Origin of the sequence: uncultured Aquincola sp., from assembly GCF_964001545.1 — a bacterium.
Taxonomy (GTDB): domain Bacteria; phylum Pseudomonadota; class Gammaproteobacteria; order Burkholderiales; family Burkholderiaceae_C; genus Aquincola.
Genome location: NZ_CAXFDV010000817.1, coordinates 1 through 16,259, shown reverse-complemented (window position 1 = coordinate 16,259; position 16,259 = coordinate 1). Strand labels below are relative to the sequence as shown.

15 protein-coding genes are annotated in these 16,259 nt (G+C 64.6%); 3 read left to right on the top strand and 12 right to left on the bottom strand.

Annotated features, from left to right (window positions below):
* Window positions 1–16 precede the first annotated feature (16 nt).
* The 4 genes from ABNT58_RS28370 to ABNT58_RS28355 form a co-directional block, all read right to left on the bottom strand.
* Window positions 17–367: a DUF2958 domain-containing protein gene (locus ABNT58_RS28370; protein WP_012204591.1), complete on the bottom strand. Its 351-nt coding sequence runs from the start codon at window positions 365–367 to the stop codon at window positions 17–19.
* 376 nt (window positions 368–743) lie between these two features.
* The gene (locus tag ABNT58_RS28365; protein ID WP_003056219.1) at window positions 744–1,814 is read right to left on the bottom strand and encodes a hypothetical protein; all 1,071 of its coding nucleotides are present in this window, start codon (window positions 1,812–1,814) and stop codon (window positions 744–746) included.
* Between the two features lie 45 nt (window positions 1,815–1,859).
* Window positions 1,860–4,115: a ThiF family adenylyltransferase gene (locus ABNT58_RS28360; protein ID WP_011517546.1), complete on the bottom strand. Its 2,256-nt coding sequence runs from the start codon at window positions 4,113–4,115 to the stop codon at window positions 1,860–1,862.
* The gene (locus tag ABNT58_RS28355; RefSeq protein WP_348756713.1) at window positions 4,112–5,305 is read right to left on the bottom strand and encodes a metallohydrolase; all 1,194 of its coding nucleotides are present in this window, start codon (window positions 5,303–5,305) and stop codon (window positions 4,112–4,114) included. The genes ABNT58_RS28360 and ABNT58_RS28355 overlap by 4 nt, the downstream gene beginning before the upstream one ends.
* 89 nt (window positions 5,306–5,394) lie before the next feature.
* Between ABNT58_RS28355 and ABNT58_RS28350 the strand changes: the two genes are divergently transcribed.
* Together ABNT58_RS28350 and ABNT58_RS28345 are read left to right on the top strand one after the other, a co-directional pair.
* Window positions 5,395–6,297, top strand: coding sequence for a WYL domain-containing protein (locus ABNT58_RS28350; protein WP_003056222.1), 903 nt, complete (start codon window positions 5,395–5,397; stop codon window positions 6,295–6,297).
* A 6-nt stretch (window positions 6,298–6,303) separates the two neighbouring features.
* Entirely contained in the window at window positions 6,304–7,092 is a 789-nt protein-coding gene (locus tag ABNT58_RS28345; RefSeq protein WP_003056223.1) for a hypothetical protein, read from the top strand.
* 45 nt (window positions 7,093–7,137) lie between these two features.
* Here the strand turns inward: ABNT58_RS28345 and ABNT58_RS28340 are convergent, their stop codons facing one another.
* From ABNT58_RS28340 to purE, 6 genes are all read right to left on the bottom strand, one after another.
* A complete protein-coding gene (locus tag ABNT58_RS28340) occupies window positions 7,138–8,274 on the bottom strand; it encodes a PDDEXK nuclease domain-containing protein (protein ID WP_003056224.1) in 1,137 nt (378 codons plus the stop codon).
* The gene (locus ABNT58_RS28335; protein ID WP_003056225.1) at window positions 8,271–9,470 is read right to left on the bottom strand and encodes a site-specific integrase; all 1,200 of its coding nucleotides are present in this window, start codon (window positions 9,468–9,470) and stop codon (window positions 8,271–8,273) included. The genes ABNT58_RS28340 and ABNT58_RS28335 overlap by 4 nt, the downstream gene beginning before the upstream one ends.
* Window positions 9,471–9,701: 231 nt before the next feature.
* Window positions 9,702–10,757 (bottom strand): hypothetical protein, encoded by a 1,056-nt coding sequence (locus tag ABNT58_RS28330; RefSeq protein WP_348756712.1) that lies wholly within the window; start codon window positions 10,755–10,757, stop codon window positions 9,702–9,704.
* Between the two features lie 28 nt (window positions 10,758–10,785).
* The gene (locus ABNT58_RS28325) at window positions 10,786–11,793 is read right to left on the bottom strand and encodes an L-threonylcarbamoyladenylate synthase (RefSeq protein WP_348756711.1); all 1,008 of its coding nucleotides are present in this window, start codon (window positions 11,791–11,793) and stop codon (window positions 10,786–10,788) included.
* Window positions 11,794–11,804: 11 nt separating this feature from the next.
* A complete protein-coding gene (locus ABNT58_RS28320; RefSeq protein ID WP_348756710.1) occupies window positions 11,805–12,983 on the bottom strand; it encodes a 5-(carboxyamino)imidazole ribonucleotide synthase in 1,179 nt (392 codons plus the stop codon).
* On the bottom strand, window positions 12,980–13,444 hold the full coding sequence (gene purE / locus ABNT58_RS28315) for a 5-(carboxyamino)imidazole ribonucleotide mutase (protein ID WP_348756714.1): 465 nt from the start codon (window positions 13,442–13,444) through the stop codon (window positions 12,980–12,982). Before purE ends, ABNT58_RS28320 begins: the two co-directional genes overlap by 4 nt.
* A 98-nt stretch (window positions 13,445–13,542) precedes the next feature.
* Here purE and ABNT58_RS28310 point away from each other — a divergent pair, with 98 nt between their 5' ends.
* Window positions 13,543–14,484 carry a tetratricopeptide repeat protein gene (locus ABNT58_RS28310; protein ID WP_348756709.1) on the top strand — a complete coding sequence of 314 codons (942 nt, stop codon included), beginning with the start codon at window positions 13,543–13,545 and terminating at the stop codon, window positions 14,482–14,484.
* 6 nt (window positions 14,485–14,490) lie between these two features.
* On the opposite strand, the gene ABNT58_RS28305 is transcribed toward ABNT58_RS28310, so the two are convergent.
* Window positions 14,491–15,603 carry a hypothetical protein gene (locus tag ABNT58_RS28305; RefSeq protein WP_348756708.1) on the bottom strand — a complete coding sequence of 371 codons (1,113 nt, stop codon included), beginning with the start codon at window positions 15,601–15,603 and terminating at the stop codon, window positions 14,491–14,493.
* Window positions 15,604–15,623: 20 nt separating this feature from the next.
* Window positions 15,624–16,259, bottom strand: a 636-nt coding sequence (locus ABNT58_RS28300; RefSeq protein WP_348756707.1) for a phosphoribosylaminoimidazolesuccinocarboxamide synthase, incomplete at its 5' end; no start/stop codon positions are given.

The following is a 16,259-nucleotide window of genomic DNA, read 5'->3' as shown; positions in this document are numbered from 1 at the left end:
GCGCCCCAGAACCAGGTCAGACAACGACACGCCCCGCCAGCCGCGCATCGCGCGCATAGGCGCTCAGCCGCTTCTCGGCACGAAAGTGCAGATCCCGCTCTACCGGCAAGCCCAGCCGCCCGCGCACGGTCGCCAGTTCGGAAAAACTGACCCAGCCGATTTCCGGCATCCCTAGGCCCAGGTCGCAAAGACCGAAGGCGTGATCGTGGTCATCGGGATCAATCTCGGTCAGCAGCCAGGTCGCGCCGGCATCCGGCGTGAACAGCTTGACCACTGGGGCCGGATCGAAGTCCGGGTTCTCCAAGGATTCGCGGCCGTTGGCCAGCAGCACGATGCGCTGCTCGTCCGTGATGAATGCGTGGTTCATGGTGAACTCCTGTAAGGTTACCGGGCGGAATTGCCCAGCCCTTGCAGGGCACGGCGCAGCGCAAGCAGTCAAAGATCGAAGACGGCCGCCAGGCCGCAAGCGCCGAAGGTGCGCAGTCATTGACGGCGAGCACGCCGTGGCACGATGAAGGGAACAGCAAGCCGCCACACCTCACCACGCAGCCACCCCGGTATTGACAAGCGTAGCGCGCAGGTCCGAAGCGTCAGTCCAGATCAGAGCGTCCGGGCTTGAAGCCGGATGACTGCGATTCGGCACGAAGCTCGGGGCGCAGCCCATGAGCCCGACGAAGGAACGTCGGGATGCAGGCCAAGTTGTCAGCAGGCAGTTGAAAAGTGGTGCTGGCCTTCAGGCGCTGTCAATTTTCTTGATCTTCCGGATACGCCGCCTGGGGAATCGGCACCCAGCCATCGCGGGTGATGCCTGCCCCGATGCGTATGTTCTGGCTTTCAGTTGCCGCCCAGTGCCCACCCCGGTGCAATACGGCGCGAATCACCGACTTCCGCGGATGATCCTCATCCGCCTTGGCAGAACTGCATATGGCATTCCAATGGTGCTTGTCCGGCATACTGTTCAACCGTGGGCCGAGCAGTTGATCCAAGACTTCGGTCGAAACGTTGTGTCGCCCGCCGTGATGGGGCACTTGGAAATACCGAATACCTGGCAGCGCGAGTCCCACGAAAGGTGCGTAGTCGATCACCTCCTGCAGTGCTTCACGCCCGGCATCGCCAGTAAGCATGACGCGATGACCGTTCAAGACAGCCGACTGCACCACACTCATTTCATTCTCACGACTGGTCGGCTCAGGCGGGAAATATTCCTCGCCCCACAGGGACTTGATGTAGGCGGTCGCGGCCTTCACTGCCCGGAATATGCTGCTCAGCGCGCTATCAAAAGCACTTTCTTCGACAGCTTCCGGTGTCTTCGCGGAGTCCACGATCAGGTCCAAGTAGCGCCCCAGGGTAGGTGCCATGACCGCGAACGGACCGATGCTCTGCCCCTGAAGGGGGGCATGGATTGGAATTCCCTTCTCCACCGCAATATCCTCAAGAATTGCCGTGGCATCGTAGATTGAGCGCAACTTCCGTCGCAGGGCTTCAACCGATTCATAGGTCTCAAAGCGATCGATCAACTGGTCCGCGTATATCCACGGCCGGTTGATCCAAAGATTCCTGACCGTGCATTGCTCCAGGACTTTTCGTAGTCCGTTGGCGTGATCGCGATCTGGGTGCGTGAGGATCACATGGTCGATGACTGTTGTTCCATAGTACGTCTTCAGATGCTCGACTATCTGATCACCCGTATCCAGATACCCACCGTCAACAACGTGCACGCCCTCGGTGCCATTCACCGAGTAGCGCAGCGTGATCGCGTCCCCGCTTTTCGCTGTTTCGACGCCAAGAAAGTCGATCTCGAAGTAGTCAGCCATACATCCCTCTTGTTTTATGCCAACAAAGTGCCGGTGGCTTTGCACCTACCAGCGATCCACCGCACACGTGAGTCCTGTCGGAGTCCATACCAACGACACGGCCGGAAGGCCGCCAGCATCCTCGGCGATGCCGCGCAATGTATTTCGGTCGATACCCGAATGTGCGCCGCCTTTCGGGTGGCTGTGCCACGTTCCTATAAAGGCGAGATACCCCAAAGAGGCCGCGTTTGCGGCGCGCAAATTTTGAACAAGCCCGTTGGTTCCGAGGACGAAGCGGGCGGCCTCTCGAACACTGTCAGGCGGTGCCTCAACAAGGCCTGCAATGGTGATGGTTCGATTTTCAAACGAGATGCGGCCGATCAAGGCGCCGCCTGTTTCCAGAGCACCCCAGCGCAGCGCATCAGCATGGATTGCTTGCGCAACTGGGGACAGGACCCGAATGTTCCAGCCACCATCGTCTGCGACTTCAAGCGCAGTGGTCGGGCCAAGGCTGGCGCGGGTCCATGCCATTCCAAGGCCTTCGGCATCTGAGATTCCGGCGCAAAGCGTCGCTTCCTTCGGAAGCCCATCAACGAGCCATCGTTCCAGTTGCAGGCCGGCCAGTGACGTCGACCGCGAAACAACGGCGTCAGACATAGGCATCGTCAGCGAATGACAGTTGTCACCCACGAAAATCCGAGTCGGCTCAGACGTCTCGCCGGCAATCGACGCACGCAGTTCCGGTGCAAACCGGCAGCACTCGAACAAGAACGCCGTGAGGTCGTCAACTCGGCCGGCACGGCCAGCTCCTTCGAGCAATACCGCCACACAGCGCCCCTGACCATACATCGCGATCCGTGCCAATCGGGCTGGGGATTGATCCAACGCTGCCGATTGTGTTTCTGCAGCCAGCACCTGAAGTGACGCCGTCGCATCCACGATGAGGGCCGCATCCTGCGGAACGGTTGCCGCAAACTGTTCCGGATCGACCAAAAGAGTCACTGCGTCGGTGTCGAACGCTCGCGATTGAAGATGCGACAGCGATTCAAAGGCTGTCTTCATCAGCGCCGACTTCCGAGGCGGAACCAGAACTGATGCCCGCTCAATGAGTGCATGCCGCGCGGCGTTGTGAGGCGACATGGGTTCGTTGTCGACGAAAGTCATCGAACCAAAGCCCGCTCGCCCCAGTTGCATCGCGACTTTCGATCCCACGCTTCCGCAGCCGAGCACGACCAGCGGCTGTGATGTGGCTGCGTATGGAATGCCGGACGTCCTTGCCAGCAGTTCAGGAGACAACGCATGCGCGTGAAAGGCCGGGTGAACCGTGGCGTTACGCTCCAGGAGCGATTGAGCGTTGAGTTCATAGCGCACCACATAGGGCAATACCTCGACACTCCTCCCTGGCGAGCCCACAAGCGACGCTGGCCTTTGCACAGCCAGAATCACAATCGCGTACAAACCATGCACCCAGCCATGCGAGTCCTGTCGCATATCCAGGATTGAGCGTCCGAAATAACCGTCCACTTCCTGGGCCAAAGCGTCGCGATCAATACCAAGCTCCGCTGCTCGATCGAGCAGCGTCGCGAGATCGACAACTGTCTCTGGTTGATAGCGTCCGATCACATGCGGGAGGCCGTCGGTCATCGGAGCGCGCGCGATGAAGGCCGCGGCATGGCCGTTCCCCCATTTGCCCAGCTTGTCGTTGTGAACATCCTGATAAAACACAGGATCGACTTGTGCGGTCAGTTCGGCGTTGATGATGGCGTACAGACCGCCATCGATCGTCACGTAGCCTGCGGGAACCACCAGAATCGTGCCGTCAGCGGGAGCGGCGGCCGCGACCTTCTCGGCACTGAATACAACGGTCGAAGGACAGCTGTCTCGGCGCGTTGGTTCCCACCCCTGCTCCAGGTCCAGGAGTGTTCCGGCCGCGGCCTTGTGCAGCCAGTCGATCAACTGATCGACAACGGCGTCCAGGCCAAACCGATGCAGCAGCTCGTTCAACGACCCTTCGAATAGGCACGGCGAGACTAACTCGCCTTGGCGATGGGGGTTGATGTGCGGCAAGTTGAGCGGGAAGTCCGCACGTAAGAAGGGCTCGGGTGCAGACAGGGGCCAGTCACTACCGAATACCAGCACGCACGTCTCGACGGTGCGCACTCCGGTCTCAGAGATACCATTGCGCCGAGACCTGTTCGGCAGTTGGACCGCAACATCGACTTCAATCTCCGTCGATGCACCAGTTGTCCTTGGCTCGCCAACGCGGATAAGGCCTCGATGCCGCTGAAGTTGATGCAGTGCGTCTGCGATGGTGCCCGTCATGATGCTCCGTGCGGCATGGGGGTGCGCGCAGAGGTCACCACGGCAGCGGCCTTCGATCCGGACTCCTTCTTCGAGGGAGGTTGCACACCCTGAGCGGTTACGGTGAAAACGAGCGGTTCCACGGACTTTTCGCTGGGGTACTCGCCTGTGCAGTAGAACTCGCCTTTTGCTTCGTCCACGATCGTCACGTACTCACGCTTCGCACGGATGCAGGGCGGATCGCTGTCATCATCTGCAATCGGCTTGCAGCTGGCGACGATGACGGCGCCGTCACGGGTCTGCGAAAGCGCCTTGCGAGCATCAGCATCGAGCTTGGCTTTTTCACGGTAGTCGGACCAGCTGTCATAGGACAGCGCATGCCAGGAACAATGATGAGGCGCCTGCATGATGTCGTACTCAAGCACATCTGCTTCAGCCTTGTGGCGTTGCCACTGGCGGTTCCAGATGAACACCTCAGCATCGCCACCAGTAAGGAATTTCGCACCATCCGGCGTCTGCGCGTCAGCCGCCAACGTGATGTTCAGAATAACGCTGGACTGGTTCTTGACCAGGCACTCTTCCTCTTCCTCGTCATCCTGGGCGTCCAGTGGAGCCAAAAGAAACGCAGAAAAGAATGCGGAACTCTTGCCATTGATCGTTGAAAAGCGCGTGTCCACCTTCCGCACAATCGAAGTGAGATCATCGGTTTTTCCGTCGATGTCCTCGCCCATGATCTGAATGCGGTCACCGTTCCCGACGGCGAAATTCTTGTCACGGTTCAGTTGCACGCGCCGACGCGCCTCCGTGTTGAATGCCTTGGCGTCGTCGCTCAAGGTGTGCGTCTTGCTGGCGCGTCGAAACACGATCGGGGACGACCACATCTCGCGGATCACGATTTTCTTGTCCTTGTCGTCCTTCTTGTCGTCCGGGTACTTGTCGAGTGGCCCTAGGTAGAAGTGTCGCTTCAACCCTCGGCAATGGTCTTGATCCGGGTGGCTCAGCAGGAACGCATCGACATACGGCCTGCCGTTCTCATCCTTCTTCAGTCGTTCGCGCAAATCCTTGGCGACATCGCGCGCCTCCCCGTCAGGGTCGTCGGCGTCTTGCCTGATGTTTACGTCGATCAGCAGAGTCGTCGCGTCGAGATCGCCGAACTTGATGAGGGTCATGTCCCCGTTGTCGACGGGAAAAAACGTGATGGTTGTAGGCACTGGGGTCTCCGGGTAGACGACCGAAGGATGATCGCGTATAGTTAATGTACGACGATTTTTTATATCCGTCTACTTTTTAGGCGTGACTGATGCAAAAACCTTCCGTTCCTGCCGCCGAACCTGCTGAGCCTAAGGGGCTAAGTTGGGGGCTGGAGAGCAGACTTCAATTCATCGATTTCCGTCTGCGCTGGGAGCGGCGCATCAACCGGATGGATCTCACCGAGCACTTTGGTATTTCGGTCCCGCAGGCATCGCTGGACATTTCCAAGTACATGGAGTTGGCGCCGAGCAACCTGACTTACGACCGCAGCTCCAAGACCTACACGGCAGCGCAGAGTTTTCACCCGCTTTACCAACGAAGCTCGGCGCAACGCTATCTAGCAGAACTGCTAGCGACAAAGATGGGAATTGTCGAGCCGACGGCCAGCTTCATCGGCTCCGCGCCGGAGACAGATTGGGCCCCGTCCCCTTGGCGCACGATCAATGAGCAGACCGTCGAAGCAGTGGTGCGCGCAATCCGCCAGCAGGAATCCATTCTGGTGAGCTACCAGTCCATGACGTCGTTGGATGAATCGGTTCGCTTGCTGTCTCCCCACGCCCTTGGCAATGACGGTTTTCGCTGGCACATGCGCGCGTTTTGCCACAAGCGCCAGCGCTTCAGCGATTTCGTCCTTGCTCGAATCCTGCGCATCGATGGCTTCGAGGCGACCCAAGTGGACTCCAACCAAGATTCGCATTGGCAAACTGTATTGACGCTGGTACTTGCACCGCATCCCGATTTGCCTGCAGCCAAGAAACGAGTCTTAGAGTTGGACTACGGCATGGAAGATGGAGAGGTCAAACTTCCATGCCGCCAAGCGTTTCTGTACTACACGCTGAGACGTTTGGGTTTGCATACCAAGGAAGCACCAGACCCCCTCGCACAGCAGATCACGCTAAAAAACCGCGATGAAATCCAACCCTATATCGACGCCTTGGCGGCACAGGCCTGACTTCACATGACAACAATTTTTGAACTGGTCAAAGACCCCTACGAGCGCAAGGCACGTGTTATCCCTGGCCTTCTTGTGGCCTTACCCGTGCTGGTGCCGCTGTTGTGCGTCTACGGGGCTCGGCACCCTGTGCTTACAGGTGTGATCGGCCTGCTGGGCGGCTGCGGCGCTATCTATGCACTCGCGAGCGTAGCGCGCGGACGTGGTAAAAAACTTGAAGAGATGCTGGTCTCAAAATGGGGTGGCATGCCCACGACCATCGCACTACGCCACCGCGACAAGTTCCTTGATGGTGTCAGCAAGCAGCGTTATCACACGGCGATCACTGCCAAGTTGGGTATCGCCATGCCAACGGCAGAAGAAGAATCAGCAAACCCAGACAAGGCAGACGACATCTACATCGGTGCCACTAAGCGGCTTCGCGAACTCACGCGTTCCAACAAGCAGCTCTTGCTGAAAGAGAACATCGCCTATGGATTTCATCGCAACATGCTGGCGATGAAGCCTGTCGGTATCCTGTCGTGCCTCATGGGCGTCGTCTACGGATTGTTGATTGCAAAGATTTTGCAGGTAGCACCTCTCCAATTTGACTTGGTGCACCTTGCCGATCCAGGGCTTGCCGCAGGCTTGACATTGCTCATTTCGCTGGCGCTACTTGCCGCATGGCTACTGTATTTCGATCAGGACGCAGTAAGGCGGATGGGATTCGTCTATGCGGAACGTTTGTTTGAATGTTTGCCGTCGTTGCCTTCTTCCTCCTCACGGAAGAAAGCCGTAAAACCGACTACAGACTGAGGTTCTGCCCAATCTCCAAACAGGCGTATAGCTCCGCAGGTGTGTCTACCGCTTCCACGTCTTGGGACGAATCGTTCCGCGAGACTCCAGCAAGAGCCGCGTGCTTTCCAGTTCCTTTTGCAGCACATCGGTATCCGGCAGAACCATCCGGTAGTTCGCCGCCATGACCTTGGTGGGTAAGCCCTCCAGGGCATACCGCGCCAGGGCGAGCCCCTTGTCGGCACAAAGAATCAGCCCCACCGGCGGGTTCTCCTCGGGATAGGCCCAGTGTTCCTTGGCATAGTTGCAGTACATGTGCATCTGGCCCACGTCCGCATGCGTCAGACTCCCCAGCTTCAGGTCGATGATGACCAGGCAGCGTAACTTGCGATGGAACAGCAGCAAGTCCACCCGATACCAGGTCTGGTCGATGCGCAAGCGCCGCTGCCGTCCAATGAAGGTGAACCCTTCACCCAATTCGAGCAGGAAGTCTTCCAGCCGCCGGATCAAGGCGGCCTCCAGATCGGACTCCGAATACTCGTCCTTGAGGTCGAGGAACTCCAGCACATAGGGGTCTTTGATGGCATCGCCGGGCGCGACGGCATCTTCGGGCTTGGCCACCGCGCCCTTGGCCAGCATCGCCGCCTTGTTTTTCGACAGCGCCGTGCGCTCGTAGAACTGGCTGCCGATCTGCCGATCCAACTGGCGCACGCTCCAGCCGCCGCGCAAGGCCTCGGCTTCATAGAACTGGCGCGCATGCTCGTCCTTGACCGACAACAGCCGCACATAGGCCGACCACGGCAGCGTGAAGACCTGCGCCAGCTCGTCCAGCCGCCAAGGCCGCACTGGCTCCGGGGAAGATTCGCCAGACACTGTCTGGCGAATTGGCCGGGTCAGAAAAAACGACCGCATCTGCTGCAGGTTCTGACGGCTGAAGCCACGGCCGAACTGCTGGGTGAGGTCGCTTGCCAGCCGCTCGATCAACTGCTCGCCATAACCCGCGCGCCGCTTGCCCTGTTGCTCGGCCTCCACGATGCGGCGGCCAATCTCCCAGTAGCTGGCCGTCATCAGCGCATTGACGCTGCGCGCTGCCGTCTGGCGCGCGGCATCGAGCAGATCCACGATGCCGCCGTGGATGCCGGCGTAGCCGGCAGGCACGGCGGCGGGTGCGACTCCCGCCATCGCAGGCGCCTTCTTGGTCATGCAGCCACCTCCGCAGGCCGCTGCGCCTCGGTGATCGTCTTGCGCCGGTTCGCCACCAGCTCGGCCGCCTTGCGCACCGGATCGTCCTCGGTGTGGACGTAGCGCATGAACATCGCCACGGTCTTGTGCGCCGTCAGCGCCATGCCGACCTTGACCGGGATGCCCGAGTTGGCAATGTCGGTCGCGGAGCGGTGGCGGATGCCATGCGTGCCGACGTGCGTGGCGCCCGCCGCCTTGAGGGCGCGGCTCCAGCCGCCGTAATACTCGCCCGTGGTCAGGTGCTTGCCGGGATGGCTTGGAGACGGCAGCACATAGGGAGTGCCTTCCTGCCGTGGCGCCGTCGAGAGCAGTCGATAGGCTTCCTCGCTCATGGGCTTGGACATGCCGCCCGTCTTGCTGTCCGGCCAGACCACGCGGCGGTTGTCCAGGTCCACCCAATCCCATCGGAGCGTCACGATTTCGGAGCGGCGGCCGGCGAACTCGAATTGAAGGCGGATCGCCAGCGGGATGACGTAGTTCTCCAGACCCTCGGCTTCGATGTGCTCCAGTCGCCGAAACAGCTTGCCCATGTCCTCGTCGCTGATGAGGTGGGTGGCCTTGCCGTTGGGGTACATCGGGACGTGGCGGCAGGGGTTGGTGCCGTCAGGCCGGTGGCCCCACACCTCGGCCAGGTTGAACATCTTGCGCATCACGCTGAAAGCACGGTTGGCCTCGGCCGGCTTGTGCGCCATCTTCTTCATCGCCGTGGCCACGTCCGGGCGCTTCACGTCCTGGACCTTCAAACGGCCCAGCATCGGAACGATGCAGCGGTCGATGACGGCCTGATACCCGCGCTGGGTGCTGGGCTTGTTGCGCTGCTTGGAGTAATCCTCCATGAACTTGGTACACAGCTCCTTGACCGTGGGGGCTGAACGGGCGGCGGCCTTGGCCGCGCTGGGGTCGCCGCCCCGGCGCACCTCGGCCAGCCATTCCTGGGCCAGCGAGCGGGCCTGCTCGACGGTCAGTTCCCCGTACAGGCCCAGGGCGGGCTTGCGCCGCTCGCCAGCGTTCGTGCGGTACTGGAGCATGAACACCTTGCGGCCCGCTGGTGTAACCTTGCACAGGAAGCCGGGCACCAGCGTGTCCCGGAGTTCGACGGCCTGCGCCTGGGGTTGTGCCGCATCGACTGCGGACTTGGTGAGCTTGAGTTTTGCCACGATGACTCCTCGGAAAGACCCGATTCCCAAGAGCCATGTAGGGGCCATCAGAGGGGAAGCCGGGTCAGGTTTCGGAAAGCACCGGCATATGTTGGACTCGCCTAAGTTATTGATAAACCTGCTGTATCGGGCTTCGGCGTAGTCCAGCAAAGTTCGGTGCTGGAGTCATGGTGAAATGAAAAAGGGCCGCTAGGAAGCGGCCCCTTGGCGATCCGGCGCAGCGCCGGTCGATCAGAACGGGTTGTTGTTGGCCCGGTAGTACGCCAGGTCGCCCATGCGGCGCTGGTACTCGATGCCCATGCGATAGGCGTCGGCCCACAGCCACTGGGTGGCCTTGTCGGTGGCCGCCGAGATCACGGTGGCGGTGGTGCAGTTGGGCAGCGCGGTGGTGCACACGGCGTCGACCACGTTGCTCAGGCCGTAGCTGCCCGGAAAGCGCACCATCGAGTCCTGCTCGGTGTCGCCCAGCACCATGCCGATCAGCCGGCCGTCGTTGATCTGGTTCTTGCGCATGGCCAGGTTGTAGGCCGTGGTCATGTCCTTGAGCAGCTGGCGGCGGCGCTTGTCGGTGATGGTGCTGTCGGCGTCGGCCGCGGCCTGGTCGGCAATCGCCATCGGCGAGAACGACAGGTCGGGGATCGTCACCACCAGCACGCGGGCGCCGGCATTGGCCACGCGGTTCTGCACCGCGGCCCATTGCTCGCCGCGCTTGGTGGCTTCGGCCACCGCCTGGTCATAGGTGAGCGTGCCGCCGGTGACCACGGCGTCGTAGTTGCTGCCCAGCGCATTGGCCAGGGCGGTGGTCTTGCCCACCACGCGGCCGTACAGCTCCAGCATGTCGTAGGTGCCGACCATCATGGTGGCCAGGTCCTTGTCGACGAAGGTGATGGCGCCGGTGCTGCTGTTGGTGCCGGTGACGGTGCCCGCGATCTGCCCGTCCAGGTCAGCCACCTTGGCCAGCGGCGTGGCGCGCATGAAGGCCGTGGCCTTGGCGGTGCTGCTGCGGCACTGGTCGAACACGCGGCCGAAGCCCGAGGCCACCAGCTGGGTCCACAGCGGGTAGGTCGTGCATTCCAGGTCGGTGGTGTCGGTGGTGTCGGCCAGGTTCACGCTGTACTTGCGGCCGTTGTTGGGGCGGCTCGCGTCGTTGGTCAGCAGGCTCTGCTCGTCCCCGAAGGCGTAGATGCTGGCCGGGCTGTAATCGTCGACCTGGCCGCCGCCGCAGGCGGACAGCAGCGCCACCACACCGGCAGCCGCGGCACCGCGGCAAAGGGACTTGAAGTTCATCGATTCTCCGTAGGGATGGGGGCGGTGTTCATTCGGCCGCGGCGCGCTGCAGCCGGTCGCGGACGCCGTCCCAGGCCGTGCCGGGCGGCGGCATCTCGACCCAGATCAGCGACACGCCGGCATCGTCCAGCGCGCGCAAGGTGGCGAACAGCTCGTGCGCGGCCAGCGCGGGATCGTCAGGCATCCGTTGCACCAGCGCGGCCCCGGGGCCGGGCTGGAAGGTGCGGCAATATACCGCCAGCGTTTTGCCGGCCGGTGAGCGGGTGTTGCCGGCCTTCGCGGCCTCGGCAAACACCTTCAGCGCCTCACGCAGCGCGGCCGTGGGCATCAGCCGCACCTTGGCGCGCGGCGCGTAGTGCGAAGCCAGCGTGCCCGAGGCCCGCGGCGCATCGGCATCGGGCGCGGCCAGCGGCTGGCCGGCGGCCTGCTCGATCTGCTCGCGCGTGAGTGCACCGGGCCGCAGCAGCACCGGCCGCCCGCGTGAGCAGTCGACGATGGCCGACTCGATGCCCACGTCGCAGGCGCCGCCGTCCAGCACCGTCAGCGTGTCGTCGAACTCGGCCTGCACATGCGACGCCGTGGTGGGGCTGACACGGCCGAAGCGGTTGGCGCTGGGCGCGGCCACGCCGCGCACGCCGCGCTCGGCCGCCGCACGCAGCAGCGACTGCGCCACCGGGTGCGAGGGGCAACGCAGCCCGATGCTGGATTGGCCGCCCGCGGCGGCCTCGCCCAGGCCGGGCGCGCGCCGCAAGATCAGCGTCAGCGGCCCGGGCCAGAAGGCCGCGGCCAGACGCTGCGCCAGCGCCGGCCATTCGGCGGCCCAGGCCGCCGCGGCGGCCGGCTCATGCACATGCACGATCAGCGGATGGCCGGTGGGCCGGCCCTTGGCGGCGAAGATCTGCGCAGTGGCGGCGTCGTCGTCGGCGCGGGCGCCCAGGCCATACACCGTTTCGGTGGGAAAGGCCACCAGCTCACCGGCGGCCAGCCGGTCGGCGGCGGCGGCGATGGCCGCCGGGTCCTGCGCGTCCAACAGCATGGCGGTGCGGGTCAAAAGGCCGGCAGGCCCAGCACCGCGGCGGCCTGCAGCGCGGTGGCACGGGCCTGCGTCGCGCTGGCGGCGGTGACGGTGAGGTGGCCCATCTTGCGGCCGCGGCGCGGCTCGGCCTTGCCGTACAGGTGCAGGTGCACGCCGGGCAGCGCCAGCACGCCGGCCCAGGCCGGATCGCGTTCACGGCCCTGCTCGTCGAACCAGAGGTCGCCCAGCAGGTTGAGCATCACCGACGGCGAATGCAGCCGCGGCGCCACCAGCGGCAGGCCGGCCAGCGTGCGCACCTGCAGCTCGAACTGCGACACGTCGCAGGCGTCGATGCTGTAGTGGCCCGAGTTGTGTGGCCGCGGCGCCATCTCGTTGGCCACCAGCCGGCCATCGGCCAGCACGAAGAACTCGACGCACAGCACACCCACGTACTGCAGCGAGGCGGCCACCGCGCGCGCGCAGTCCACCGCCTGGCGCTGCAGCGCCTCGGGCACGTCGGGCGCGGGCACCTGGGTGACGGCCAGGATGCCGTCGCGGTGCAGGTTCTGCTGCACCGGCAGCTCCACGCAGGCGCCATCGGCACCGCGGGCCAGCACCACGCTGATCTCGCGCTCGAGCGGCAGCATCTGCTCCAGCACGCAGGGCGCCTGCTTCATCGCGGCCCAGGCGGCGGCCAATTCGTCGCGGTTGCGCACACGCGCCTGGCCCTTGCCGTCGTAGCCCAGCCGCGCGGTCTTCAGGATGCCGGGCAGCAGCGCATCGGCCACCGCGGCCAGTTGCTCGGCCGACTCGATGACCGCATACGGCGCGCAGGGCACGCCGCAGCTTTGGAAGTGGGCCTTCTCGGCCGCGCGGTCCTGGCACACCGCCACGGCGGCTGCAGCCGGCGCCACGAAGCGCTGCGCGGCCAGGGCCTGCAGCGCCTGCGCCGGCACGTTCTCGAATTCGGTGGTGATGGCGGCCGACAGACCGGCCAGCTGCGCCAGACCGTGCTCGTCGGTGTAGGCCGCCAGCACCTGGTGCTGCGAAGCCTGACCGGCCGGGCTGGTGGCATCGGCTTCCAGCACCGCGGTGGCATAGCCCATGGCCTGGGCGGCATGCACGAACATGCGGCCCAGCTGGCCGCCGCCCATCACGCCCAGCGTGGCACCGGGCAGCAGCGCCGCCGGCAAGGTGGCAGCCGCGGTCACTTCAGCTCCTGCGTCATCGCGCGGGCGGCTTCGGTCTGGCGCGCGCGGAAGGCTTCGAGCCTGGCGCGCAGGGCTTCGTCACGGTTGGCCAGCATGGCCACCGCGAACAGCGCGGCATTGCCCGCCCCGGCGGTGCCGATGGCGAAGGTGGCCACCGGAATGCCCTTGGGCATCTGCACGATGGAGTGCAGCGAATCGACGCCTTGCAGGTGGCGGCTGGCCACCGGCACGCCCAGCACCGGCACCACCGTCTTGGCGGCCAGCATGCCGGGCAGGTGCGCGGCACCGCCGGCACCGGCGATGATGGCTTGCAGGCCCCGCGCCTGCGCGCTTTCGGCGTAGGCGAACATGTCGTCGGGCATGCGGTGGGCCGAGACGACCCGGGCTTCGTGAGGAACGCCGAACTCGGCGAGAATCGCGGCCGCGTGTTGCATGGTGTCCCAGTCGCTGCTGGAACCCATCACCACACCGACCACGGGCGCTGCGCTGTTCAAGGGCCGCTCCGTGGATTGCAGGAAGCCTTGAATTGTAGGCGTGCGCATTCACCTCTCTCGTTGCCATGATCGACATCACGCTCCAGAACTTCGAGGCCGACCTCATCCAGGCGTCCATGCAGCAGCCCGTGCTGCTGGACATCTGGGCGCCGTGGTGCGGCCCCTGCCGCACGCTGGGCCCCATGCTGGAAAAGCTGGAAACCGAGTACGCCGGCCGCTTCGTGCTGGCCAAGCTCAACAGCGATGACCAGCCCGAGATCGCCGGCCAGCTGAGCCAGGCCTTCGGCGTGCGCTCCATCCCCTTCTGCGTCATGTTCCACCAGGGCCAGCCGGTGGACGGCTTCGTCGGCGCGCTGCCTGAGGGGCAGATCCGCCAGTTCCTGGACAAGCACGTGCCCTCGGAAGACGCACTGGAAGCCGAGCACGAGACCGAAGAGGCCGAAGAACTGGCTGCCGAAGGCGACACCGACGCCGCGCTGGCCAAGCTGCAGCATGCGGTGGCCATCGACCCCGGCAACGACGCGGTGCGCTGCGACTACGTCAAGCTGCTGCTGGAAAGCGGCCTGGTGGCGCAGGCCCGCGCCGCGCTGGAACCGGTGGCCAGCAAGGCCGTGGCCGATGCCCGCATCGCGGCGCTGGGCCACTGGCTGGCCGCCGCCGAGAAGGCGCCGCAGGCCCGCAGCGCCGAGGCGCTGGCCGCCGCCATCCAGACCAACAAGCGCGACTTCGACGCCCGCTTCGAGCTGGCGCAAACGCATTTCGCGGCCGGCCGCTTCACCGAGGCGATGGACGAGCTGCTGGAGATCATCATGCGCGACAAGGCCTGGTCCGACCAGCTGGCGCGCAAGAACTACGTCGCCATCCTGGAGCTGATGACCAAGCCCGCGCCCAAGCCCGCCGCGGCCGAGGCCAAGGGCACGCTGGAGCTCACCGGCAAGGTGGCCGCCGCGCCGGCCGACCCGGTGGTCGACCAGTACCGGCGCAAGCTGAGCATGGCGCTGTTTTAAGCAGCACTAGGCGGTGGCCGGATCGATGTCGGCCAGCGCTTCGTCCAGCAGCGCCACCAGGCGTTGCTGCTCCACATGGTGCGCCTGCAGGTCGCTGCGGGCACGTTCACGCAGCAGCGCGGCTTCACGCGCTTCGCCCAGCCTCTCCTTGACCTGCGCCAGCCGCGCCTGCGCCAGTGCGCGGTCGTCCAGGTCGCAGGGTTGGCGCAGGCTGAGTTCGGCCGCCTCGGCATCGGCCACGGCCAGCTTGCGCTCGCCCATCTGCAGCCGGCACCAGGCACGGTCGGCCAGGAAGCAGGGCTTCATGCGCTCCAGCCCGTCGGCCATCGCGGTGTCGAAGTGCAGCTCGAACAGGGCCAGCGCCTCGGGCCAGCGCTCGTCGTGCGTCAGCAGCTGGGCCTGCATCATCGGCACCAGCGACACCAGCGCCGCAGTGCCGATGCCGGCATCGAAGCGGGTGATGGATTCGGTGCTGAGCAGCGCCTGCCGCGTGGCCTCGGGCGAAGCTTGGCCGAACATGGCGGCCAGCCGGGCCTGGTTGCCGCGCAGCGAAGCCTGGTTGTGCATCAGCGCCGACAGGTGCGCCTCGTCGCCATCGGCCGTGGCATGGATGCGCGAGCGGGCATACCAGGGCAAGGCGCGGTTTTCGTCGCCCGCGAAGTGGTACGCATAGGCCACCACCAGGCAGGCGCGTGAGCGGGCCGAATGGTGGTCGGGCTGGGCACCCAGCAGTGCCTCGCGCACGTGCTGCACCATGCGCGCCATGTCGTGGCTGGCCATGTCCATGTGGGCCAGCCAGGCAGCGCTCAAGGCCCGCAACGGCGCCAGGTGCGCCGCGCCCGACAGCGCATGCGCCCGCATCACGCGGTCGCGGGCCGAGCCGCCCAGGCGGCTGTAGTAGTCGTGCAGGCCTTCGGCCAGGCTGAGCCAGGCGCTCACTGCCGCATGTGGCCGCCAGGCGAACTGGGTGTGCAGCGCGTCGCGCAGCAGCCGGGCCTGCGCCATCTGGCCCTGGCGGGCGAGGAAGCAGGCACGCTCGGCTTTGAGGCAAGCCACCTCCACCGGGTTGCGCGCCTTGGCGATGGCGGCGTCCAGGCGGGTCAGCAGTCGGGAGCGCATGACGGCCACGCGCCTGCCCCTCAGCCCGCCTCGACGAGGCGCCGCAAGGCTTCCTGGTACTTGTCGGCGGTCTTGGCCACGACGTCGGCCGGCAATGCGGGCGCCGGCGCGGTCTTGCCCCAGGGGCGGCCATCAACCTGCGCCTGCTCCAGCCAGTCGCGCACGAACTGCTTGTCGTAGCTGGGCGGGTTGACACCTTCGGTGTAGCTTTCCACCGGCCAGTAGCGTGAGGAGTCGGGCGTCAGCACTTCGTCCATCAGCGTCAGCGTGCCGTCTTCATCGAGGCCGAACTCGAACTTGGTGTCGGCGATGATGATGCCCTTGGTGAGGGCGTAGGCCGCCGCCTCGGTGTACAGCGCGATGGCGATGCGGCGCACCGCCTCGGCACGGTCGCGGCCCACCACCTCGATCATCTTCTCGAACGAGATGTTCTCGTCGTGGTCGCCCATCTCGGCCTTGGTGGCCGGGGTGAAGATGGGCTCGGGCAGGCGGCTGGCGTTCTTCAGGCCGGCGGGCAGCTTGACACCGCAGACCTCGCCGGTCTTCTGGTATTCGGCCCAGCCGCTGCCGGCCAGGTAGCCGCGCACCACGGCCTCGATGGGCAGTGGCTGCAGGCGCTTGACCAGCATCGAGCGGCCCTGGACCTGGGCCACTTC